Source organism: Xanthomonas albilineans, assembly GCF_009931595.1.
Lineage (GTDB): Bacteria > Pseudomonadota > Gammaproteobacteria > Xanthomonadales > Xanthomonadaceae > Xanthomonas_A > Xanthomonas_A albilineans.
This window is the reverse complement of record NZ_CP046570.1, coordinates 1,309,491-1,330,801: the sequence shown is the minus strand read 5'-3', so window position 1 is coordinate 1,330,801 and position 21,311 is coordinate 1,309,491. Positions and strand designations below refer to the sequence as shown.

Annotated in this window: 21 protein-coding genes and 2 tRNA genes; 5 read left to right on the top strand and 18 right to left on the bottom strand. The window is 63.3% G+C overall.

The features are described 5' to 3' along the window. The first annotated feature begins 30 nt into the window (after nt 1-30). From XaFJ1_RS05605 to XaFJ1_RS05595, 3 genes are all read left to right on the top strand, one after another. Nucleotides 31-705, top strand: a complete 675-nt coding sequence (locus XaFJ1_RS05605; RefSeq protein ID WP_012915696.1) for a YoaK family protein — start codon at nt 31-33, stop codon at nt 703-705. A 146-nt stretch (nt 706-851) separates the two neighbouring features. Continuing rightward, nucleotides 852-1,679 (top strand): bifunctional hydroxymethylpyrimidine kinase/phosphomethylpyrimidine kinase, encoded by an 828-nt coding sequence (gene thiD / locus XaFJ1_RS05600; protein WP_012915695.1) that lies wholly within the window; start codon nt 852-854, stop codon nt 1,677-1,679. 201 nt (nt 1,680-1,880) lie between these two features. Beyond that, nucleotides 1,881-1,957, top strand: a tRNA-Arg gene (locus XaFJ1_RS05595). A gap of 159 nt (nt 1,958-2,116) precedes the next feature. Here the strand turns inward: XaFJ1_RS05595 and XaFJ1_RS05590 are convergent. The 14 genes from XaFJ1_RS05590 to rlmE form a co-directional block, all read right to left on the bottom strand. Beyond that, nucleotides 2,117-3,106: a DedA family protein/thiosulfate sulfurtransferase GlpE gene (locus tag XaFJ1_RS05590; protein WP_012915694.1), complete on the bottom strand. Its 990-nt coding sequence runs from the start codon at nt 3,104-3,106 to the stop codon at nt 2,117-2,119. Nucleotides 3,107-3,889: 783 nt separating this feature from the next. Continuing rightward, nucleotides 3,890-3,982, bottom strand: a tRNA-Ser gene (locus XaFJ1_RS05585). An 81-nt stretch (nt 3,983-4,063) separates the two neighbouring features. Further along, nucleotides 4,064-4,279: a carbon storage regulator CsrA gene (gene csrA / locus XaFJ1_RS05580; protein WP_012915693.1), complete on the bottom strand. Its 216-nt coding sequence runs from the start codon at nt 4,277-4,279 to the stop codon at nt 4,064-4,066. 129 nt (nt 4,280-4,408) lie between these two features. Beyond that, nucleotides 4,409-7,060, bottom strand: a complete 2,652-nt coding sequence (gene alaS / locus XaFJ1_RS05575) for an alanine--tRNA ligase (protein WP_012915692.1) — start codon at nt 7,058-7,060, stop codon at nt 4,409-4,411. A gap of 105 nt (nt 7,061-7,165) precedes the next feature. Further along, a complete protein-coding gene (gene recX, locus XaFJ1_RS05570) occupies nt 7,166-7,657 on the bottom strand; it encodes a recombination regulator RecX (RefSeq protein ID WP_012915691.1) in 492 nt (163 codons plus the stop codon). Nucleotides 7,658-7,770: 113 nt separating this feature from the next. Beyond that, nucleotides 7,771-8,808, bottom strand: a complete 1,038-nt coding sequence (gene recA / locus XaFJ1_RS05565) for a recombinase RecA (RefSeq protein ID WP_012915690.1) — start codon at nt 8,806-8,808, stop codon at nt 7,771-7,773. Nucleotides 8,809-9,000: 192 nt separating this feature from the next. Further along, nucleotides 9,001-9,636, bottom strand: a complete 636-nt coding sequence (lexA, locus tag XaFJ1_RS05560) for a transcriptional repressor LexA (RefSeq protein ID WP_012915689.1) — start codon at nt 9,634-9,636, stop codon at nt 9,001-9,003. A gap of 435 nt (nt 9,637-10,071) precedes the next feature. Then, nucleotides 10,072-10,566 carry a CinA family protein gene (locus XaFJ1_RS05555; RefSeq protein WP_012915688.1) on the bottom strand — a complete coding sequence of 165 codons (495 nt, stop codon included), beginning with the start codon at nt 10,564-10,566 and terminating at the stop codon, nt 10,072-10,074. Between the two features lie 180 nt (nt 10,567-10,746). Then, nucleotides 10,747-12,072: a ribosome rescue GTPase HflX gene (gene hflX, locus XaFJ1_RS05550; protein ID WP_012915687.1), complete on the bottom strand. Its 1,326-nt coding sequence runs from the start codon at nt 12,070-12,072 to the stop codon at nt 10,747-10,749. A gap of 26 nt (nt 12,073-12,098) precedes the next feature. Continuing rightward, nucleotides 12,099-12,374: an RNA chaperone Hfq gene (gene hfq / locus XaFJ1_RS05545; protein ID WP_012915686.1), complete on the bottom strand. Its 276-nt coding sequence runs from the start codon at nt 12,372-12,374 to the stop codon at nt 12,099-12,101. Nucleotides 12,375-12,494: 120 nt separating this feature from the next. After that, nucleotides 12,495-13,445 carry a tRNA (adenosine(37)-N6)-dimethylallyltransferase MiaA gene (miaA, locus tag XaFJ1_RS05540; protein ID WP_012915685.1) on the bottom strand — a complete coding sequence of 317 codons (951 nt, stop codon included), beginning with the start codon at nt 13,443-13,445 and terminating at the stop codon, nt 12,495-12,497. After that, nucleotides 13,445-14,347 (bottom strand): dihydropteroate synthase, encoded by a 903-nt coding sequence (gene folP, locus XaFJ1_RS05535; RefSeq protein ID WP_012915684.1) that lies wholly within the window; start codon nt 14,345-14,347, stop codon nt 13,445-13,447. Before folP ends, miaA begins: the two co-directional genes overlap by 1 nt. A 274-nt stretch (nt 14,348-14,621) precedes the next feature. Next, entirely contained in the window at nt 14,622-16,556 is a 1,935-nt protein-coding gene (gene ftsH, locus XaFJ1_RS05530; RefSeq protein ID WP_012915683.1) for an ATP-dependent zinc metalloprotease FtsH, read from the bottom strand. A gap of 59 nt (nt 16,557-16,615) precedes the next feature. After that, nucleotides 16,616-17,248 carry a 23S rRNA (uridine(2552)-2'-O)-methyltransferase RlmE gene (rlmE, locus tag XaFJ1_RS05525; protein WP_045756790.1) on the bottom strand — a complete coding sequence of 211 codons (633 nt, stop codon included), beginning with the start codon at nt 17,246-17,248 and terminating at the stop codon, nt 16,616-16,618. 66 nt (nt 17,249-17,314) lie between these two features. On the opposite strand from rlmE, the gene yhbY reads away from it, so the two are divergent. Continuing rightward, complete coding sequence (gene yhbY / locus XaFJ1_RS05520; RefSeq protein ID WP_012915681.1) at nt 17,315-17,620, top strand: ribosome assembly RNA-binding protein YhbY; 306 nt, start codon at nt 17,315-17,317, stop codon at nt 17,618-17,620. Between the two features lie 18 nt (nt 17,621-17,638). Further along, on the top strand, nt 17,639-18,013 hold the full coding sequence (locus XaFJ1_RS05515) for an Mth938-like domain-containing protein (RefSeq protein WP_012915680.1): 375 nt from the start codon (nt 17,639-17,641) through the stop codon (nt 18,011-18,013). A 233-nt stretch (nt 18,014-18,246) separates the two neighbouring features. Here XaFJ1_RS05515 and XaFJ1_RS05510 read toward each other — a convergent pair whose 3' ends face one another. From XaFJ1_RS05510 to surE, 4 genes are read right to left on the bottom strand one after another with little or no spacing between them, the layout of a single operon-like run. Continuing rightward, complete coding sequence (locus tag XaFJ1_RS05510) at nt 18,247-19,068, bottom strand: peptidoglycan DD-metalloendopeptidase family protein (RefSeq protein WP_045756789.1); 822 nt, start codon at nt 19,066-19,068, stop codon at nt 18,247-18,249. Next, nucleotides 19,047-19,661, bottom strand: a complete 615-nt coding sequence (locus XaFJ1_RS05505) for a YqaA family protein (RefSeq protein ID WP_012915678.1) — start codon at nt 19,659-19,661, stop codon at nt 19,047-19,049. Before XaFJ1_RS05505 ends, XaFJ1_RS05510 begins: the two co-directional genes overlap by 22 nt. A 19-nt stretch (nt 19,662-19,680) precedes the next feature. Then, nucleotides 19,681-20,358, bottom strand: coding sequence for a protein-L-isoaspartate(D-aspartate) O-methyltransferase (locus tag XaFJ1_RS05500; protein ID WP_012915677.1), 678 nt, complete (start codon nt 20,356-20,358; stop codon nt 19,681-19,683). Continuing rightward, complete coding sequence (gene surE, locus XaFJ1_RS05495; RefSeq protein ID WP_012915676.1) at nt 20,355-21,134, bottom strand: 5'/3'-nucleotidase SurE; 780 nt, start codon at nt 21,132-21,134, stop codon at nt 20,355-20,357. The genes XaFJ1_RS05500 and surE overlap by 4 nt, the downstream gene beginning before the upstream one ends. Between the last annotated feature and the right edge of the window lie 177 nt (nt 21,135-21,311).

Here is a 21,311-nt window from a genome sequence, read left to right as displayed (position 1 = left end):
CTACCAGATGCGTACACATCACCATACGGCATGAGCTTCACGTTGCCGCGCTGGGCATGGATTCTCGCCGGGGCACTGGCCGGCGTCGCCGGCATGGTCAACGTGGTCGGCTATCTCGGTTTCGAGCACCAGGCGGTGACCCACCTCACCGGCACCACGACCTTGCTCGGGGCGGCACTGGCTGACGGTGATACTCGCGCGATCGGCCAACTGACCGGCGTGGTGCTCGCGTTCCTGGGCGGCGCCATACTAGCCGGTAGCATCGTGCAGGATAGCTGTCTGCATCTGGGCCGGCGCTACGGTCTGGCGCTTGCGCTGGAAGCGCTGCTGTTGCTCGCGGCGATGCAGGTGTTCAAACAACAGCAGCTCTCTGGCGCTCTGCTCGCCGCGATGGCCTGCGGCCTGCAGAACGCCACCACCACGATCTACAGCGGCGCCGTGGTACGCACGACCCATCTCACCGGCATGTTCACTGATCTGGGGATCGGTCTGGGCCAAGCGCTAAGCGGCCTGCCGCTGCAACGTCGGCGCATTCGCCTGAGCCTGCTGATCATCGGCGGATTCCTGCTCGGCGGCGTGATGGGTGCATTGGCGTACCGCCGCATCGGTTTCAATGCACTGTTGGCGCCAGCGCTGCTGACTGGCACGGTCGGCACGCTGTACACCCTGCTCATTCAATCCCATCACCGCAAGCGCTATGAGTGATCAACAAAAGCTTCGCCAGTCGTGTGCAGCCGGCGCATGAGGATTCCGAGCACTGCCCGCGCCCAGCCAGCGGCGACACAGCAGTTTTGTTAGCCACTCTAAGCGACACCATCGCCAAGGCGTCGCCAGGACTGCACAATCTGCGCATGACCGACCCCATCTCCGTCTCCGTCTCCGTCTCCGTCTCCGCGCTGAGCATCGCCGGCACCGATTCCGGCGGCGGTGCAGGAATCCAGGCCGATCTGAAAACCTTCGCCGCGCACCGCGTACACGGCCTGTCTGCGGCGGCCGCACTCACCGCGCAACACACCCGTGGCGTGACCGCCGTGCATATTCCGCCATTGCCATTCCTGCGCGCGCAGATCGAGGCGTGTTTCGCCGATTTCGACATCGCCGCGGTCAAGCTCGGCATGCTCGCCAATGCGGCGGTGATCGACCTGGTTGCCGATGTCTTGGAACACCACCGTCCACCTTACGTGATTCTGGACCCGGTGATGGTGGCGACCAGCGGCGCCACCCTGCTGGAAGACGACGCGCTGGACGCACTGCGCCAGCGCCTACTGCCGTTGGCGACCCTGGTCACGCCGAACATTCCGGAAGCGCAGTTACTGCTGCGTCGCCCGATCGAAAACGCCGACGATGCCGAGCACGCGATCACCGCCTTGCTGGAGGCTGGGGCGCGCGCAGTACTGCTGAAAGGCGGCCATCTACACGAAGGACAGAGGGTAATCGACCGCTACGACGATGGCGCCAGCCGCAGCGAATTCAGCCATGCACGGCTGGCGCTGGACGCACACGGCACTGGCTGCACCCTCGCGGCGGCGATCGCCGCGCAACTATGCCTGGGCATGTCATTGCCAGCCGCTTGCGCAGCGGCGGTCGACTACGTGGCTCGCGCACTGCGCGGCGGCTACCGTCCTGGCCGCAGCGCAGTGGTTGTACTGGACCATTTCGGCGCCGCACGCAGCGGATGAGCAAGCTGACACATCGCGTAGAAAACACATTGCGCCACTGCCTATATGAGCACAGCCTGAGCCAAGCGGACAGGCCACGCCCCCCTGAACCGAGCAAGCGGTAATCGTGACACAGGACCTCGCTGAACGAGATCGACTGAATTTTTTGAAGGAAGGATTGACGCCTCCAACCACCTCACGCATAATTCCGCTCCTGACAACGCGCCCGTAGCTCAGTTGGATAGAGTACCTGGCTACGAACCAGGCGGTCGGGAGTTCGAATCTCTCCGGGCGCACCAGTCAGATAAAAAACGACAAGCCGTTGCTTGTCGTTTTTTGTTTTCAGCCAACTCATCGGCGGGACAAACAAGCCGCCCGCGGCGCATAAGCGCTATGGCTGCATATAAAACCTTCTGCACGTAAAGCATGCAGCACGCATCGTCCTCCTGACCTCACGCTTACGCAGCACCCACACCTTCGTGCGGCGCTACAGGCGGAACACCGGCGTCGCCGACCTCTATCACCGGGTAACCGGCCATCTGCCATGCCTCCAACCCACCCCGCAACGGCACCACGTCATCGTAATGCCGCTGGCGCAGCCGCCTAGCCAGCACGGCAGCAGACACCTCATTCGGACACGCACAGTAAATGACGATTTTGCGCTCGCGCGGCAACGCCGCGACAATCTCGTCGATGCGTCGGTCGTCCACAGGCATCGCCCCCGGAATGACATACGACTCCAGTGTGCGATAGCCCGAAGCGCGAATATCCAACACAACTGGTACCTCCTCACCCTGCATCAACGCGTAGAGTTCGTCCACGTCGATGCGCGAGGACTCCATCGACTTCATCAATCTGTACCGGCGCCAAGCCCTATAACCCACATAGAAGGCCAGCAGACCGCCTAGCAACAGCGACGCGCGCGCGCCTAACAAACTCAACCAATCTAGCAATGCCTGGAGTTGGCCGGCAAAGCATAGACCGAGCAACAGACCACAGGCAGCCCACAACGCGGCGCCCAAGGTGTCGTAGCGCAGAAACATAGCCAACCGTACCCGCATCGCACCGGCCATCGGCACCGAGACCATGGACAAACCAGGCACGAACTTTGCGAGGATCAGCAGGCGTACTCCCCAGCGCGCATAGAAGCGCTCGGTTTGCCTCATGCAGCTGTCGCGCGACAACGACAACCGACACAACGACTGCAACGTGCGATTGCCATAACGGCGACCAGCCCAGAACCAGAGCAGATCACCGAGCAGACTAGCCAGGATCGACACCGACAACGCGCTCAACAGTGCAACCCACATCTCCACACCGTGGAGCAACGCATACGTCGCACCAACCACAATCAGGGTTGGCAATGCTGGCACAGGCAAACCCAACGACAACGCCAACACGTTGACGAAGAGCAGAGCCAGCCCATAACGCGCAATCAGTTCCTGCATGTCATGCTGCACCCAAGACGAAAACAACCGAGGCCATTATCCTCCCAACACCGACGGCGCGTGTCCGCGCCGACGCATCACCGGCCGGACACATCCATCCATCGTCGCGCAGCACATGCGCACGACGACCCGCACCAACCACACTTCGCCCAGACCACGTCAAGCACAGTCAATCGCGCCAAGTGGCCCACTCCTTGCCACTGCGCCAAGCAACCTGAAATTGCTCATCAATGGCTTTAGCCCACCTCCCTGCGGAACCACTTGCTCAGCAGCGCGTGGCGGGAGTCCGCGCAACAGATCTCCGGCAGGCCAACCAAGCCCAAGCCGCCCCACTACAGCCCGCGCATGCCACGCATAGCCAACATGCTCAGGGCATCCTGAGCGAACAATCCGCCAACCTTGCGCCGCGCCGAGTTCGCCAACACGCTCGCGCGATGCACACGCAACCAGGGACGACCGAACACGGCGCGCCATTGCACCAACCGGCACCGGGCCTACCTGTGTCGCACCAAGGATCGGCCCCCATAGGGCAGCGGACTTCCATCCATCCACCTTCTCGTCATTGCCTGGAAAATCCTTCACAGCGATACCGTTGATGAGCTTACGCGCCACCAAACTCGCAGTGGGTTGGGATGCACAAACGAACGTCGTCGCGACCGATGGCCGCCTCACGGAAGGCCGTCCGAAATCGCACACAAGCATCCCGTCCTAGCCTGCCAGCTCACCGGCCAGATAAAAAAGAAACGCCTGCAAATCATTGCTTTGCAGGCGTTTCTTGACTACTGGCGGAGTGAGAGGGATTCGAACCCTCGATAGAGCTTTTGACCCTATACTCCCTTAGCAGGGGAGCCCCTTCAGCCGCTCGGGCATCACTCCGGATTTACGCGTTGCGGGTATTCCGCGACCGGCCGCGAAGGATACAGGGTTCGACTATCTCAGGTAAACCCTTTCCTCACATCAATCGTCAGATTGATCGTCATGAGGTATCGCACCATGCGAGTTCTGCTCATCACCGCGCCGGATGCGTTGATAAATTTCTTCGCGATGCACAGCCACGTCCTTAGGCGCGGTGATGCCGATACGCACTTGGTTGCCCTTGACCCCAAGCACCGTCACGGTGACCGAATCGCCGATCATCAAGGTTTCGCCTCCCCGGCGAGTCAAGATCAACATTTTTAGAATTCTCCAAAGAAACCAGCACTCCCACCGACACAACACTCCATGCGGAGCGTCACCATAACCAATACGCTTATGTATGTTAGCGAAGACGTGCCCTGCCAGCAAGGCTTCATGTATGAATATTCAGGAGAGATGTTGCTTGACCCATTCGGTGACGCCTGCCAAAGCATGAACAAGGGCGGGCCCGTCCTCGCCACCACCCTGGGCGAGGTCCGGGCGGCCGCCGCCCTTGCCCGATATCTGACTGGCGATGTGGCTCAACAGTTCCCCGGCCTTGACCCGTCCCATTGGGCTGCCATTCACCCCTGAAACCAGTGCAACCTTGCCTTCGCTAGCACCAGCCAACACGATCACACTCTCGCCAAGCTGCTGCTTCAAGCGATCCATCGCCTCGCGCAATGCCTTGGCATCGAATCCCTCCAACCGTACCGCAAGCACCTTCACCCCGCCCACATCGACCGCCGAACCGGCTAGGTCGGCCGTAGCGCTGGAGGCCAACTTGGCCTTTAATGCCTCCATTTCGCGCTCCAGGCGCTTGTACTTGTCACCAAGCTGACGAATCTTGTCTACCATGTCATTCGCGCTGCCACCGACTAACTCGGCAGCCTCGTGCAACATGGCTTCTTCGGCCGACACGTAATCCAGGGCTCCCTGACCTGTCACCGCCTCGATGCGACGTACGCCGGCGGATACGCCGCCTTCGCTGGTGACCTTGAACAGGCCGATGTCGCCTGTCCGCGTGACATGCGTACCGCCGCATAGTTCAGTGGAGTAATCGCCCATCTTCAGTACCCGCACGCGCTCGCCGTATTTTTCGCCGAACAGCGCCATCGCGCCGAAGTCCAGCGCTTCCTGCATCCCCATCTGATGCACTTCGACGGCGTGGTTGGCACGCACTTGCTGATTGACCTTGCGTTCGATCAAGGCCAGTTCCTTGGCAGCGATCGGCTGGAAGTGCGAAAAATCGAAGCGCAAGCGATCCGGCGCCACCAGCGAGCCTTTCTGGTGGACATGCGTTCCCAAGACCTCGCGGAGCGCAGCATGCAACAAATGAGTAGCAGAATGGTTGAGGATAGTCGCACGACGGCGTTCAGCATCGACCTGACCGGCAAGCACATCGCCGATCTTCAGAGTACCCTCGATCAACGTACCGACATGTCCATGGAACTGGCCAGCGAACTTCTGCGTATCGGTCACAGCACAGCGCGTACCACCCTGGAGCAATATGCCGATATCACCAACTTGACCGCCGGATTCCGCATAAAATGGCGTCTTATCGGTCAGTATGATCACCGCATCGCCGGCCTGCGCGGACTGCACGGGCCGCCCATCCTTGAGCAATGCGACCACACGCAAGCCATCTGCCTGCAAGCTGTCGTAGCCTAGGAACAGGGTCGGCGCCAGCGTCGCGACCAAGTCGGCCGGCAACTGCACCCCACCGCCGAACTTGCCGGCCTCGCGTGCACGCCTGCGCTGCTCTTCCATTGCCGTCTCGAAACCCTGCTCGTCCACGCACAAAGCGCGCTCGCGGGCGATGTCCTGAGTCAAATCCAGCGGGAAGCCGTAAGTGTCGTACAAACGGAAGGCATCTTCGCCAGCGATCACGCCTCCCTGTGCCTTCGCAGCAACGTCTTCGAAGATTTTCATCCCGGCGTCGAGGGTCTCAGCAAAACGCTCTTCCTCAGCCTGCAACGCGCGCAACACGATGTCCTGCGCCGCGACCAGTTCGGGATAGGCCTCGCCCATCAGCGCAACCAGGGTCGGCACAAGCTTGCTGAAGAACCCCTGCCGCACGCCGAGCATCCAGCCATGGCGCAAGGCACGGCGGATGATCCGGCGCAGAACATAGCCGCGCCCCTCGTTGGACGGCAACACACCATCGACGATCAAGAACGCGCATGCACGGATGTGATCGGCAATCACGCGTAACGATTTGTTTTCCAGGTCGGTGGTGGCGGTCAGTTCGGAGGCCTTGCGAATCAGCGCCTGGAACAGGTCGATTTCATAGTTGGTGTGCACATGCTGCAGGATTGCCGCCAGGCGCTCCAATCCCATCCCGGTATCCACGCAGGGCGCCGGCAGCGGTACCAGGGTCCCATCGGGCTGGCGATCGAATTGCATGAACACCAGGTTCCAAATTTCGATGAAGCGGTCGCCATCCTCCTCCGGCGATCCCGGCGGGCCGCCCGCGATATGTGCGCCATGGTCGTAGAAGATCTCGGTACAGGGACCGCAGGGGCCGGTGTCGGCCATCTGCCAGAAGTTGTCCGAGGCGTAAGGCGCCCCCTTGTTGTCGCCGATGCGCACGATGCGCTCCTCCGGCACACCAACCATATCGCGCCACAGGCCATATGCCTCATCGTCAGTGTGGTAGACCGTGACCAACAAGCGCTCGGCCGGTAATTTCCACACCTGGGTCAGCAACTCCCAGGCCCAGGCAATCGCATCTTTTTTGAAATAATCGCCGAAGGACCAGTTACCGAGCATCTCGAAGAACGTGTGATGGCGGGCGGTATAACCGACCGAGTCCAGATCGTTGTGCTTGCCGCCAGCGCGCAGACAGCGCTGCACATCCGCCGCGCGTACGTAGCTGCGCTTCTCGGCACCAAGGAATACGTCCTTGAACTGGACCATGCCGGAATTGGTGAACAGCAGGGTCGGATCGTTACCCGGTATGAGTGGGGCGGAGGGAACGATGGCATGGCCCTTCCCCTTGAAGAACTCGAGGAAGTCACTGCGAATCTGGGAGGTAGAAAATTTGGCGGGTGCGTTCATGGGCTGGCTGTAGACGAGCGGACGGGTTTTTCACGCGTGCCATCAACGATGAAGACACATAGAAACCCGACAAGATAGCCGCCAAGGGTAACAGGCCCGACCCGCTCAGTCCTCCGTGGCATCGCGCATGGCTGCGCGGATGCTATCGCCATCGAAACCCCGGCGCGCCAGCAAGTCGGCAGCCTTGCGCCGTTGTTGCAGATCTCTTGACGCTTCCGCGCCGAAACGCCGCATCACCAAGTCGCGGGCATTTTCGGCCCAATCGCCTTCGAAGGTCGCCATGGCCATCGCGATGGCATCGCTATCGAACCCATGCGTGCATAGCATTGCGCGGATGTACAGCGGTCCATAGCCCAGGCTGGCACGGCTGCGGACCAACAGTTCAGCAAATCGGCCATCGTCCTGCCAGCCATCGTCACTGAGGCGATCCACTGCCGCATTGGCAGCCTCTACCTCCACACCGCGCGCCAACAACTTGCGGGTCAATTCCTTGCGTGAATGTTCGCGCCGCACTAACAATCCCAAAGCCTTCTGCAGCGGCGTCTGCTCCGGTTGTCGGCGACGCCGATGGCGCTCCTGTGCAGGCTCTTCGCTCATGGAAATCCACCACCAGTCATGCGCCATCCCTGGCACGCGTGCTCCTTAGCTTGATCAAGACCGCCGAGGGAGACGAGCGGCACTGACTCCACCGCTCCCCCGGCAGAAAACCCTTAAGCCTCGAGGTCTTCGGCATCGGCTGGGCTGGGCGCGATTTCCGTGGGCTGGAACTTCTCGCGCAGTTCGCTTTCCAACTTGGCGGCAACCTGAGGGTTGTCGCGCAGGTAGCCGCGCGCGTTGTCCTTGCCCTGGCCGATGCGCTCGCTGCCGTAGCTATACCAGGCACCGGCCTTTTCAACCAGCTTGGCCTCCACGCCCATGTCGATCAGTTCGCCCTCGCGACTGATGCCTTCGCCGTAGAGGATCTCGGTGACGACCTGTTTGAACGGGGGAGCCAACTTGTTCTTGACCACCTTGATTTTGGTCTGGTTGCCGATGATTTCATCGCCCTTCTTGATCGCGCCGATGCGGCGGATATCCAACCGCACCGATGCGTAAAACTTCAGTGCGTTACCGCCGGTGGTGGTTTCCGGGCTCTGCCCCGGCATCATCACACCGATCTTCATGCGCAACTGGTTGATGAAGACGACCAGGGTGTTGGAGCGCTTGATGTTGCCGGTGAGCTTACGCAGCGCCTGGCTCATCAGACGCGCCTGCAGGCCGGGCAGTTGATCGCCCATTTCACCCTCGATTTCGGCCTTTGGGGTCAACGCGGCGACCGAGTCAATCACCACGATGTCCACCGACCCCGAGCGCACCAGCATATCGGCGATTTCCAGCGCTTGTTCGCCGGTATCCGGCTGCGACAGCAGCAATTCGTCGACATTGACGCCCAGCTTGGCAGCGTAGACCGGGTCCAGTGCATGTTCGGCATCAATGAACGCAGCGGTGCCGCCGTTCTTCTGACACTGAGCGATGGCCTGCAGGGTCAGGGTGGTCTTGCCCGAGGATTCCGGACCGTAAATCTCGACCACGCGGCCCTTCGGCAGGCCACCGATGCCGAGCGCGATATCCAGCATCAGCGAACCGGTCGGAATCACTTCCACGGCTTCGATGACACGATCGCCCATCCGCATCACCGAGCCCTTGCCGAACTGCTTTTCGATCTGACTCAGGGCGGCCGCGAGCGCGCGCTTCTTGTTCTCGTCCATTGTTGTTTCCTTGGAAAGTGAGGAGGATGTGCGGAGTGGGTTCAATGTAATGGCCTGGTATCGCATAGGCTGAGACGACGCGTGGCAAAGCCAAAATAATGTGCGCGAGCATGTCTACGACAGCGGCGAATGGCGATGTGCAAGGTCGGGAAAGTCCTAAGAACGGTGTCGTGCATGCCCCGCGCCACCGCATCAGCGGTTTGGACGCAGCAGGCCGCAATATAGGCCTTCGATGGCGAAGTCCTGATCGGGCAACACTTCGATCGGCGCGTAATCCGGATTGCGTGGTAACAGACGAATGCGGTCCTTGCCGATCTTGAGCAGCTTGACGGTGATTTCTTCTTCGATCCGTGCCACCACAATCTGCCCCGAACGCGCATCGCGGGTACGGTGCACACCGATCAGGTCGCCATCGAAGATGCCTTCGTCGCGCATCGAGTCTCCCTGCACTTTCAGTAGGTAATCCGGCGCCGGCGAGAAGAACACCCGGTCCAGCACCACGAAATCGTCGGAGCCGATGTCCGCACCGATCGGCGAACCGGCCGCGACCCGCCCCAGCACCGGTAAGCGCAGGATGTCGGCGTTGTCGACCTGCGGCGGCGCCGTCGGCGTGCCTCCTCCGCCCAGCAAGCGGATTCCGCGTGCCTGCCCCGGCACACGCCGGATCGCGCCTGCCTGCTCCAATGCCTCCAGATGATATTGCGCGGCGCGCACGCCCTTGAAGCCGAGGGCACGGGCAATTTCAGTCTGGGAAGGCGGGACGCCTTCGTGTTCGATGCGCTCGGCGATCAAGTCGAGGATCGCCTGCTGGGTTTCGGTTAGCTCCATGGTTAGTAGTAATACTACTAAAAACTTCAAAAGGCAACTGCCCTTACCGCCGCTATGCCCCAAGCACTCGGCACAGCCGCTCCAATCCCATCTTTCGGCCAGCGCGGCTGAACGCATGACAGCCCGGCCGCAACGGTCGTCCCCTCGGACTGACGCCAGCAGCATGCTCAACGCCAGCTGCGCCGGATCCAGAAGAGGATGTCGCAGGCTCGACCCAACGAGTATCGCGCGGCAGATCGCCCAGCAATTGCAGTGCGCCAACCACGACACGGCAGGCAGGAGAAATACGCCAACAGGATTGAAAATCGCCGTGTCGGCTCCTGCCTCGTCCAGGGCATTGATGAGTTAACGCAGAATCGCAGGCAATCCAACGTCGGCGCCACCACCAACGTTTCCCGCATCGCGCACTCCGCTATCGCATGCGCTCGGCAACGTTCACAGCAGCGCGTCCAGACCGCGCAACGCCGCAGCCACGGTCTGCCGACGGACCGCATCGCGGTCGCCGGGAAAGTGGAACAGTTGTGCACTGGCATAGCCACCGCGCCGCTTCCAGCCCAGCCAGACGCTGCCCACGGGCTTATCCGCCGAACCGCCACTTGGTCCAGCGATGCCGGTGACTGCCACCGCGATGCTGGCCCCGGAACTGACCAGCGCGCCAGACACCATTTCGATCACCGTCTCGCGGCTGACCGCGCCATGCTGCTCCAGCGTCTGCGGACGTACACCAAGCAACGCCTGCTTGGCTTCGTAGCTGTAAGCGACGATGCCGCAATCGAACCAAGTCGACGAGCCGGCGACGTCGGTCATCACCTTGGCGATCCAGCCGCCGCTGCAACTCTCGGCGGTCACCAAGCGTTCGCGCGCGGAGCGCAGGCGCTCGCTGAGCGCAGTGGCCAGATGCAGCAGGTCTTGATCGGCGGGCAGGGTCATAGCGCAACTCGGAAAACCAATGCGCTTTGTAGCCCAATTCGCCGTGGCTGTCGCGCATGTGTGTGCCAGCGACTGACTCGCCTTGACGGTCGGCGACAGGCGCGCCTGTGCCAGATCGACGCGGATGGCGCGCCATGCCCGATCCATGTCGTGCCTACAAGACTGCACCAAGCAGAGGGCTCAGCGCTGCTGCCATTCCTCCTGCTCGGGCGGCGGCAACAGCGCGCGGATCGGCGCGCCATCGGCGGTGGCGGCAAGGCGTTCGGCTTCGGTGATCGGGATGTCCACCTGCAACAACCAGCCATCCTCGTCGCCCTGTTCGCTGCGGATCACTTGCAACTGGTGCAACTGCGAGCGCAGGCGCCCAGCGCTCGGCGGAAGGCGCAAACGTCCCTGCACATGACGCAGTCCCAGACGCTGGCCGAGCACTTGCTGCAGCAGATCCTGGCCGCGTCCGTCGCGTGCCGAGATCCACACGCGCTCGCGCCGCGCCGCGTCCGGGGCGCCGTCCTGGGCGTCGTGGCGCGCTTGGGCGCCCTCGATGCGATCAATCTTGTTGAACACCAGCAACTGCGGCAACTCGCCAGCACCGACTGCGTGCAGCACCTCGTCGACCTGGGCGATGCGCTCCTCGCGCAGTGGATCGGCAGCATCGACGACATGCAGCAGGAAGTCGGCCTCGCGCGCCTCGGACAGGGTGGAACGGAACGCGGCGACCAGTTCGTGCGGCAGGTCGCGCACGAAGCCGACGGTGTCGGCGAGCATGGCATTGCCACCGGGCAAGGCGATACGACGCACGGTCGGATCCAAGGTCGCGAACAACTGATCGGCGGCATATGCCTCGGCGCCGGTCAGCGCATTGAACAGGGTCGACTTACCTGCGTTGGTATAGCCGACCACGGCGATCCGCGGCAGTTCGCTGCGTACCCGCGCGCGACGCATCTGGGTGTGCTGAACTTCGACCTTTTCCAAGCGTTTCTGCAACTGCTCCACCCGTTTCTGCAACAGGCGTCGGTCGGTTTCCAGCTGGGTTTCGCCAGGACCGCGCAAGCCGATCGACCCACCGCGCTGACGCTCCAGGTGGGTCCAACCGCGCACCAAGCGCGTGGCCATGTGCCGTAATTGCGCCAGCTCAACCTGCAGCTTGCCCTCATGGCTCCGTGCGCGCTGGGCGAAGATGTCCAGAATCAGCCCAGTGCGGTCGATCACGCGCCGCTCCAGGTATTTCTCCAGGTTGCGCTCCTGGCCCGGGCTGAGCGCGTGGTTCACCAGTATCAGATCGGCGCCGCTAGCATCGGCCGCCGCCTTCACTTCCTCGAGCTTGCCGCTACCGATCAGCGTGGACGGGCTGGGCTTGTCGATGCGCGCGGTCACGGTCGCGGCGATGCTGGCGCCAGCCGAGCGCGCCAGATCGGCGAACTCTTCCAACACGTCATCTTGCAATGGACCGCCCGCGTAGGGCTGAATCAACAGTGCGTGTTCGCCGCGACGCGACCGATCAAACACTTGCAACTCCAGCCTTCAACAACCCGCTACTCGGCTTCGTCATCGATCGCACTGCCACCTTCATTCTGTTGCACATAACCGCCGCCCGGCCCCACACGCACGTTGCGTGCCGGTACCACGGTGGAAATGGCGTGTTTGTAGACCATCTGGCTCACGGTGTTGCGCAACAGCACCACGAACTGGTCGAACGACTCGATCGTCCCCTGCAACTTGATCCCGTTGACCAAATACACCGACACAGGCACCCGCTCGCGCCGCAACGCGTTGAGGAAAGGATCTTGCAAGGATTGCCCCTTGGACATGCTTCACTCCCGAACTTATTGTTTTTATTGGCCGGCACGGCAATGCAGCTCCCCTGCCGTGGTCCGGAACGCTGATGGTACACAACCGCGAGCGCAAGCACAGCGCGACAGGAATGCGGATCAGATGAGGAAGGACTCCAGCGCCGCCTGCAAACGCCCGGCATCGCCCTGCGGATCGAACCAGCGCGCATCCAGTTCACCGCGTAGCCAAGTCAATTGACGCTTGGCAAGCTGACGGGTGGCGGCGATGCCACGTGCGCGGAAGGTCGGCGCGTCAGTCTCGCCGTCCAGGTGCTCCCATGCCTGACGATAGCCGACCGCGCGCACCGCTGGCAGTTGCAGCGGCTGTTCCACCGCGCGCATGCCGGGCAAAGCGCGCAATGTACGCACCTCGTCGAGAAACCCTTGCGCCAGCATCGCATCGAAACGCGCTTCGATGCGCCGATGCAGCACACTGCGATCGGTAGGCGCCAAGACCAGCTTGAGTACGCGCAGCGGCAACCGAGGCGGCCTGGGCTGGGCCTGCCAAGCACTGATCGGGCGACCACTGTGCTGGTACACCTCCAGCGCGCGCTGGATGCGCTGCGCATCGCCCGAGCGGATCCGCTCCGCCGCCACCGGGTCGATCCGCTGCAATTGCGCATGCAATGCGGCCCAGCCTTCGGCACGTGCCCGCGCGGCCAATGCGGCCCGAAACTGCGGGTCGGCCGGCGGCATCGGCGCCAGGCCTTCGAGCAGGGCCTGAAAGTACAGGCCAGTCCCGCCGGCAAGGATCGGCAGGCGACCACGGGCGACGATCCCCTCCAGTGCGGCGCGCGCATCCACCGCGAATTCGGCCGCCGAATAGGTCTGCCAGGGATCGCGCAGGTCTAGCATATGGTGGGGCACCCGTGCCCGCTGCGCGGAATCGGGCTTGGCCGCGCCGATCTCCAGATTTCGATACACCAGCGCCGAATCGACGCTGACGATCTCGCCACCATAACGCTCGGCGAGGGCGATGGCCACCGCGGTCTTGCCCGAAGCGGTCGGCCCCATTAACGCGATCGCGCGCGGGCGCTGGTCGGCCGGCATCAGTCCTCGTCCGGCCAGCGGATCGGCATTGCCGTCCCCGTCGCAACACGCGGCGACGGCACAGCCTGTACCGCCTGCCAGACCGTCAGTGCGTCAACGGTCGCGGCGACGTCATGCACACGCAGCAGCAATGCGCCGCGCTGCGCGGCCAGCAAGTGTGCGGCGACAGAACCGGCCACGCGCTGTTCCGGCAACTCGCGTCCGGTCAACTCGCCGATGCTGCGCTTACGCGACAAGCCCGCCAGCACCGGGACGCCCAACTCGCACAGACGCGGCAGATGCGCAAGCAACTGCACATTGTCGGCGGTGCTCTTGCCGAACCCGAAGCCCGGATCGATCAGCAAGCGGCGCTTGTCGATGCCGGCCATCTCCGCAGCGAAAATACGCTCGACCAGAAATCGATGCACCTCGGCGACCACGTCGTCGTAGTGCGGCGCACTGCCAGCGGCGTAGGCGTCGCCGGGCATATGCATCAGCACCACCGGCACGCGCAGGTCCGCGACCGCATCCAGCGCACCGGGCTGACGCAGCGCCTGCACGTCGTTGATCATGCCGGCACCGGCCGCCACCGCCGCGCGCATCACCTCCGGCTTGAAGGTATCCACGCTCAGCGGCAGCGCGGTCTGTGCGACCAGTCGCTCGATCACCGGAATCACCCGGCGCAGTTCTTCCTCCACCGGCACCGCAGTGGCACCAGGCCGGGTCGATTCGCCACCGATATCGAGCAGGTCCGCGCCCTCCTCGGCCAGACGCAGGCCATGCGCGACCGCCGCTTCGACCGTCGTATGCGTGCCGCCATCGGAGAACGAGTCGGGAGTAACGTTGACGATGCCCATGACCCGCGGGCGGTCCAGCGTCAGGATGCGGCCAGCGCAATCCAGGCGAGGCGAGGTATCGAACATCAACAGATCTCCTGGTCATCTGTGCAGCCGGAACACGCCGCGACGGTTACAGCGATAACGGCGCGCAAGACGGCAAAAACGGTTACCGGGAACGGTCGCGTCGAACGGGACAGCAGCATGGCAATGGATGCACCGCGAAAACATCATTGTCGCGCAGAACACAGCCACGCGACGAGCATGGTGTTTGCGCGCCACGATCAGACTCCCACTGACGACAAAAAAGCCGGGGATCGCTCCCCGGCTCGTCTGCGGACGCGACTGTCGGCGTCACACCCTACACCTGCTCGGCGGGCCCGGCGATCGGCGGTAATGGCCGCGAATTGCCCTGATCGTTGCCACCATCTTTGCCGGACTTGCCCCAGCCCATCGGCGGCGGCGGATCGCGGCCTTCCATGATCGCGTCGATTTGCGGTGCGTCGATGGTTTCATACTGCAGCAGCAACTGCGACATGGTGTGCAGCTTGTCGAGGTTTTCGGTCAGGATTTTCGTGGTCTTCGCATACGCCTTGTCGAGGATCGAACGCACGACTTCGTCGATACGCCGCGCGGTGTCGTCGGAGACGCTCTTGTGCTGGGTCACCGAGCGCCCCAGGAACACCTCGTCGTCTTCTTCGCCATAGGCGATCGGCCCCAGTTCGTCGGACAGCCCCCACTTGGTGACCATGTTGCGCGCCATCTTGGTCGCGCGCTCGATGTCATTGGAGGCGCCGGTGGTGACCTTGTCCGTGCCGAAGATCAATTCTTCGGCCACGCGACCGCCGTACAGCGAACACAGCTGCGACTCGATCGCGACCCGATTCATCGAGTACTTGTCGCCTTCCGGCAGGTACATGGTCACGCCCAGCGCACGCCCGCGCGGGATGATGGTGACTTTGTAGACCGGGTCGTGCTCGGGCACCAATCGACCGACGATGGCATGGCCGGCCTCGTGGTAGGCGGTGAGCGTCTTTTCGTCCTCGCTCATCGCCAGCGAGCGGCGCTCGGCCCCCATCAGGATCTTGTCGCGCGCACGGTCGAAATGGTCCATGCGCACCTCCTTGACCGACTCGCGCGCGGCGAACAACGCCGCTTCGTTGCACAAGTTGGCCAGGTCCGCGCCGGAAAACCCCGGTGTCCCACGCGCGATCACCATCGGCTCGACGTCGTCGGCCAATGGCAGCTTGCGCATGTGTACCTTGAGGATCTGCTCGCGACCACGCACATCGGGCAAACCCACCACCACCTGGCGGTCGAAACGACCCGGACGCAGCAACGCCGGATCCAGCACGTCGGGACGGTTGGTCGCGGCAATCACGATCACGCCCTCGCCCCCCTCGAACCCGTCCATTTCCACCAACAACTGGTTGAGGGTCTGCTCGCGCTCGTCGTGACCGCCACCCAGGCCGGCGCCGCGATGACGGCCGACCGCGTCGATCTCGTCGATGAAGATGATGCACGGCGCGTGTTTCTTGGCCTGCTCGAACATATCGCGCACGCGGCTGGCGCCGACACCGACGAACATCTCCACGAAATCCGAACCGGAGATGCTGAAGAACGGCACCTTGGCCTCGCCCGCGATTGCCCTGGCCAGCAGGGTCTTGCCGGTGCCGGGCGGGCCCACCATCAGCACGCCGCGCGGAATCTTGCCGCCGAGCTTGGTGAATTTGCTCGGGTCGCGCAGGAAGTCGACCAGTTCGCCGACCTCCTCCTTGGCCTCGTCGCACCCGGCGACGTCGGCAAAGGTGATCTTGACTTGGTCCTCGCCCTGCAGCTTGGCCCGCGATTTGCCGAAGGACATCGCGCCCTTGGCACCGCCGCCACCGCCCTGCATCTGACGCATGATGAACAACCAGAAGCCGATGATCAGGATGACCGGCAGGAAATTCAGCACCAACGACCAAAAGCCCGGCCCGCTGGTCGGCTTCTGCCGGGTCATCTCCACGTTCTTGCTGTACAGCACATCGACCAGCTTGTCGTCGCGTGGGCCATAGACCGTGGCCTCGCTGTTGTCGTCGCGCTTGAAGCGGATCGCCGTGACCGACAGCCCAGTGTCGTCGGTGAAATCGACCGACTTCACCCGGCCGGCATCCACGTCCTTCAGGAACTGCGTGTAGGTCACGGTGTCGTTGCCCCCGCCACCGGCCAGCCGCGGCGAGAAACTCTGGAACACCACCATCAGCACGACGGCGACGACTACCCACAACAGCAGATTTTTGGTCAAGTCGTTCATCCTCATTGGCTCCGGTGCCCCTTCAACTCTGTCTCGATGCGTAACATAGCGTGTTCAGCTTACTTAATTTGGGTGCGCTTACCCTGTCCCAGGGCATAAACCTCCGGCGAGCGCTTGCGCGACGCGGCCGGTTTGCGGATGGTCACCTTCTCATAGCGGCGGCGCATCGCGCGAATGTAGTCATCGAACCCGACACCCTGGAACAGCTTGATCAGGAACACACCGTTCGGTTTCAGGTGGCTATCGGCGAACGCCATCGCCAATTCCGCCAGATGCATCATGCGCGGCTGATCCACCGCATCCATTCCACTCTTATTTGGGGCCATATCCGACAGCACAAGGTCCACCGCAGTCTCGCCCAGCATGGCCTCCAATTGCGATAGCACGGCTTCCTCCCTGAAGTCGCCATGAAGGAACTCCACACCGGCCAGCGGCGGCATCTCCAGGATGTCCAGCGCCAGCACTCGACCGCGATCGCCCATCGACTTGCGCACCTGCTGCGACCAGCCACCGGGGGCTGCGCCAAGATCGACCACGACCATGTCCGGCTTCAGCAGCCTGTCGCGTTGCAAAAGCTCTTCGAGCTTGTAGGCAGCGCGCGAACGCATGCCTTCGGCCTGGGCCTTCTTCACGAAGGGATCGGCGAAATGTTCGCGGAGCCAACGTTGGCTGCTTTTGCTGCGGGTGGCCATGGACGGGCGGACGGAAAGGGCGACCATGATACCCTGATCGCCCCTGCCAACCCTGCTGCCACTTGCATGTCGATCCGTCTGACCCCGTCCCAGAACCGCTTCCTGCGCGGCCTGGCGCACGACCTCAAACCCCTGCTGCAGATCGGCAGCAAAGGCGTCACCACGGCGTTCCTGGCCGAACTGGACGAGGTGCTGGAACGTCACGAACTGGTCAAGGTGAAAGTCGGCAGCGACGACCGCGAGACCCGCGACAGCGCCATCGGCAGCTTGATCGAGCAGTCGCACAGCGCACTGGTGCAGCGGATCGGCCACACCGCCATCCTGTACCGCCCGGCCAAGGAAGACCGCCAGATCGTGCTGCCGCGCGGCTGACCGCAGCACGGTGACGTCATGCAACTGACCCAGGAGCTGCCCGATTACAGCTACGCCCTGCGCATGGCCGATGGCCGCCAGGCCAAGGTGAACGAACGCCTGCTGACCCGCAGCTTCATCTTGGCCCCGGACACCCTTGTCGAGGAATGGGATACGCCGACGGCAAGCAAGTTGCATCCGCACCATCTGCAACCTCTGCTGGCATTGAACCCGGCCCTGGTCATTCTCGGCACCGGCGAACACCAGGTGTTTCCCTCGGCAGCGGTGATGGCCCTGTTCCTCACCCGCGGCATCGGCATCGAGGCGATGAGCAACGCCGCCGCCGCCCGCACCTACAACGTCCTCGCCGCCGAGGGTCGGCGCGTGGCGGTCGGTTTCCTACTCGAAGGCTGAGCGCAAACCTTGCACGCCAGGACATCGTCCGTCGACGTGCGGCGGCGTCCACGCTGCTCTGCGATCCCCCTTTGCGGCTGACGCATTGGCGACCAGCACGACACACTTGCGCCTGAACCGATAGGGTTTGATCGATGCGCACAAGCGCACGGCGACTCATTGGGTTGCACCGTTCGAGCACAGCCGGCATAGCTTGAACTGGGCTGAGAGCAGGCAGCACGAGCCAGCAGCTGCTACCTGGGCGGCAAGTACAGCAGCGGGTCCACCGGTTTGCCGTTGTAGCGAATCTCGAAGTGCAGCATGTCGCGCGCCGCGCCGCTGCGGCCCATTTCGGCGATCTGTTGGCCGGCCTTCACGTTCTGGCCTTCGTTGACCAGACGCTTGCGGTTATGGCCGTAGGCCGACAGCCATTGCTCGTTATGCTTGACGATGATCAGCTCGCCATAGCCGACCAGGCCGGCACCGGAGTACACCACCACGCCGTCGGCGGCGGCCCGCACCGGTTGACCGCTGCTGCCGGCGATATCCACGCCCTGCCTGGTCGCCTCGCCACCGACGAAACGGCTGACGATCGCACCATCAGCCGGCCAGCGCCAATTGAAAGCGCTGTGCGCCGGGGGCGCAACCGGGGACGCGCTCGCAGACCGAGCCTCCGGGGCCGTGGCTCCCGTCGACGTCGATACCACCGACGCACTCCCGGGCTGTGCCGCAATCGTCGCCCCGGGTGGATACAGCTTCAACGACTGCCCAGGATAGATCGTGTACGGCGGCGACAATCGGTTCCAGCCGGCCAGATCCTGCGGAGTGACGTTGTTGGCGCGGGCGATCGCGTACAGGGTGTCGCCGTGGCGCACGGTCGCGCTCACACCGGGCTTGACGGCGGACACGCGTGGCGTCGCGACGCTGGAGCGCACGGATGTCTCAGCAGAGGAGGAAGTCCGCACCACCGTGGCGCTACTGCAGGCACCGAGCGCTAAAGCGACCAGCACCACGGCACCACCGCGCAGGCCGTTCCCCACGATCCGATCAACGCTCATCCGTATTTCGCTCTCCATAGGACGCACAGGAACAAAAGCACCAGAATCGCCATCGCGCCCCAGCCCAGCGGCTCGATCCAGCGGCGCAACGCAGCTTCCGCGCGCGGCCCGCCGAGACGGATCGCGCCTGCCAACAGATAGACGCGTTTGCCGCGCCCAACCAGCATGCTCGCCAGAAACGGTAGCAGCGGCACTCCGACAATGCCTGAGGCCCAGGTGAATATCTTCAGCGGAATGGGCATAAAGCCGGCCAGGACCAACAGCCAGAACGCCTGCCAGGGCGAGGCGACGATCACCTCGCGCAAGTGGCTGACCTGCGCATCGATTTTCTGCCTCCATCCCAGCCAATCGATCAGCGGCTGCACTGCGGCGAACGCGAAGTGACCAAGCAGGTACCCGATCATGGCACCGGCGATCGAACCGATCAGACTCAACGTGGCAAACCACAATGCACGCCGCGGCTGCGCCAGCGACATCGGCGCCAGCATGACTTCCGGCAACACCGGAAACACGATGGCTTCGGCGAAGCTGAGCCCGGTCAGCAGCACCGGTGCGTGACGATGCCGCGACCAGAGGATGGCACGTTCGTACAGCGGCCCGAATATTTTCATGCAGCGTGGCTCCGACGGTTCAATCCAGCATGCCAGACAGCAACGGGACGAAGGTCACCGGCGCCAGCACGTCGTGTTCGATGACGCCTTCGGCATCGCGGCGCAGGCGCACCAGCGACTGCGCTGATGCCTCACCCACCGGCGCCACCAGGCAGCCACGCGGAGCCAGTTGCTCGACCAGCGCATCCACCAGCGCCGGTGCCGCCGCGGTGACCACGATCGCATCGTAGGGGCCGTGCTCGGGCCAACCGATACGGCCATCGTCGTGCTTGCTGCGCACGTTCATGCCGAGCTGGCGGAAACGCTTGCGCGCCTGCCGCAGCAAGTCGCCGATGCGCTCGACCGTATGCACCTCCAGCCCCAGCGCGGCCAGAACCGCCGCCTGATAGCCGGAGCCGGTACCGACTTCCAGCACCTTCTTCGGCGCGACGTGGAGCACGGCCTCGGTCATTCGTGCGACCACCCAGGGCTGGGAAATGGTCTGCCCGTGACCGATCGGCAAGGCGGTGTCCTCGTAAGCCCGCGACGCCAGCGCCTCATCGATGAACAGATGCCGCGGCACGGTGCGCAAGGCGTTGAGGACGCGCTCGTCGCCAATGCCCGACTCGCGCAGACGCGCGACCAGACGGTCGCGCACACGCTGCGAGGTCATGCCAATACCGATCGCTTCCGATTGCAGACGCAACCGTGGGGTCATGCCGGCTGACCCAACGCCGCGCTGAGGCCACCAACCCAACCGGCGAGCGTTTCCAGCGCCTGATAGCGGGTGAGATCGACCTGAATCGGGGTGATCGAGATGAAGCCCGTGCGCACCGCATGGAAATCGGTGCCCGGGCCAGCATCCTGCTCCCGTCCGGCGGGGCCGATCCAATACACGGTGCAACCGCGCGGGTCCGATTGCGGCAGGCACGCTTCGGAACGGTGGCGATTGCCGAGCCGGGTGACCTCGAACCCTTTGATTTCCTGCCACGGCAGGTCGGGCACGTTGACGTTGAGGATGGTGTCCGCCGGTAGCGGATCGGCCTTCAGTCGCGCCACGATCTCAATGGCGGCCCGCGCGGCGGTCTGAAAATGCTGCGGTGCGTGGTTACGCGCGGCCAGCGACACCGCCACCGCGGGCAGACCCAGAAAGCGGCCTTCCATCGCCGCCGACACCGTCCCGGAATAGATCACGTCGTCGCCGAGGTTGGGCGCATTGTTGATCCCGGAGACCACCATGTCCGGCTCGAAGTCGAGCATGCCGGTCAGCGCCAGATGCACGCAGTCGGTCGGCGTCCCGGCAACGCTGTACGTGTCGCGGTCGATGCGCTTGAGTCGGATCGGCAGATCCAGGGTCAGCGAGTTGCTCGCGCCGGAGCGATCGCGGTCGGGCGCGACCACCGTCACCTGATGGCCGGCACTGCGCAGATGCTCGGCCAGCATGCGGATGCCGGGAGCGTCGACGCCATCGTCGTTGCTGACTAGAACGCGCATTTCACCTCTAAATAATTGATTCTAAAGCAAAAAATACAGACAAAACCTGAGCGTACCAACGCTGGTACCAACACCTTGTTTCGATGAAATGAATGCGTCGGCAAGTCGCACATAATGCCCGTTAGCAGCCCCCCAGCGCCACCTTCGCGCTAGCGTTGGCGCACCAGCTTGCCCCCG

Coding starts and splice junctions, on each gene's coding strand:
- XaFJ1_RS05605 (WP_012915696.1), top strand. CDS start 31: ATGAGCTTCACGTTGCCGCGCTGGGCATGGATTCTCGCCGGGGCACTG.
- thiD (WP_012915695.1), top strand. CDS start 852: ATGACCGACCCCATCTCCGTCTCCGTCTCCGTCTCCGTCTCCGCGCTG.
- XaFJ1_RS05590 (WP_012915694.1), bottom strand. CDS start 3,106: ATGCAGGAACTGATTGCGCGTTATGGGCTGGCTCTGCTCTTCGTCAAC.
- csrA (WP_012915693.1), bottom strand. CDS start 4,279: ATGTTGATCTTGACTCGCCGGGGAGGCGAAACCTTGATGATCGGCGAT.
- alaS (WP_012915692.1), bottom strand. CDS start 7,060: ATGAACGCACCCGCCAAATTTTCTACCTCCCAGATTCGCAGTGACTTC.
- recX (WP_012915691.1), bottom strand. CDS start 7,657: ATGAGCGAAGAGCCTGCACAGGAGCGCCATCGGCGTCGCCGACAACCG.
- recA (WP_012915690.1), bottom strand. CDS start 8,808: ATGGACGAGAACAAGAAGCGCGCGCTCGCGGCCGCCCTGAGTCAGATC.
- lexA (WP_012915689.1), bottom strand. CDS start 9,636: ATGGAGCTAACCGAAACCCAGCAGGCGATCCTCGACTTGATCGCCGAG.
- XaFJ1_RS05555 (WP_012915688.1), bottom strand. CDS start 10,566: ATGACCCTGCCCGCCGATCAAGACCTGCTGCATCTGGCCACTGCGCTC.
- hfq (WP_012915686.1), bottom strand. CDS start 12,374: ATGTCCAAGGGGCAATCCTTGCAAGATCCTTTCCTCAACGCGTTGCGG.
- miaA (WP_012915685.1), bottom strand. CDS start 13,445: ATGCCGGCCGACCAGCGCCCGCGCGCGATCGCGTTAATGGGGCCGACC.
- folP (WP_012915684.1), bottom strand. CDS start 14,347: ATGTTCGATACCTCGCCTCGCCTGGATTGCGCTGGCCGCATCCTGACG.
- ftsH (WP_012915683.1), bottom strand. CDS start 16,556: ATGAACGACTTGACCAAAAATCTGCTGTTGTGGGTAGTCGTCGCCGTC.
- rlmE (WP_045756790.1), bottom strand. CDS start 17,248: ATGGCCACCCGCAGCAAAAGCAGCCAACGTTGGCTCCGCGAACATTTC.
- yhbY (WP_012915681.1), top strand. CDS start 17,315: ATGTCGATCCGTCTGACCCCGTCCCAGAACCGCTTCCTGCGCGGCCTG.
- XaFJ1_RS05515 (WP_012915680.1), top strand. CDS start 17,639: ATGCAACTGACCCAGGAGCTGCCCGATTACAGCTACGCCCTGCGCATG.
- XaFJ1_RS05510 (WP_045756789.1), bottom strand. CDS start 19,068: ATGGAGAGCGAAATACGGATGAGCGTTGATCGGATCGTGGGGAACGGC.
- XaFJ1_RS05505 (WP_012915678.1), bottom strand. CDS start 19,661: ATGAAAATATTCGGGCCGCTGTACGAACGTGCCATCCTCTGGTCGCGG.
- XaFJ1_RS05500 (WP_012915677.1), bottom strand. CDS start 20,358: ATGACCCCACGGTTGCGTCTGCAATCGGAAGCGATCGGTATTGGCATG.
- surE (WP_012915676.1), bottom strand. CDS start 21,134: ATGCGCGTTCTAGTCAGCAACGACGATGGCGTCGACGCTCCCGGCATC.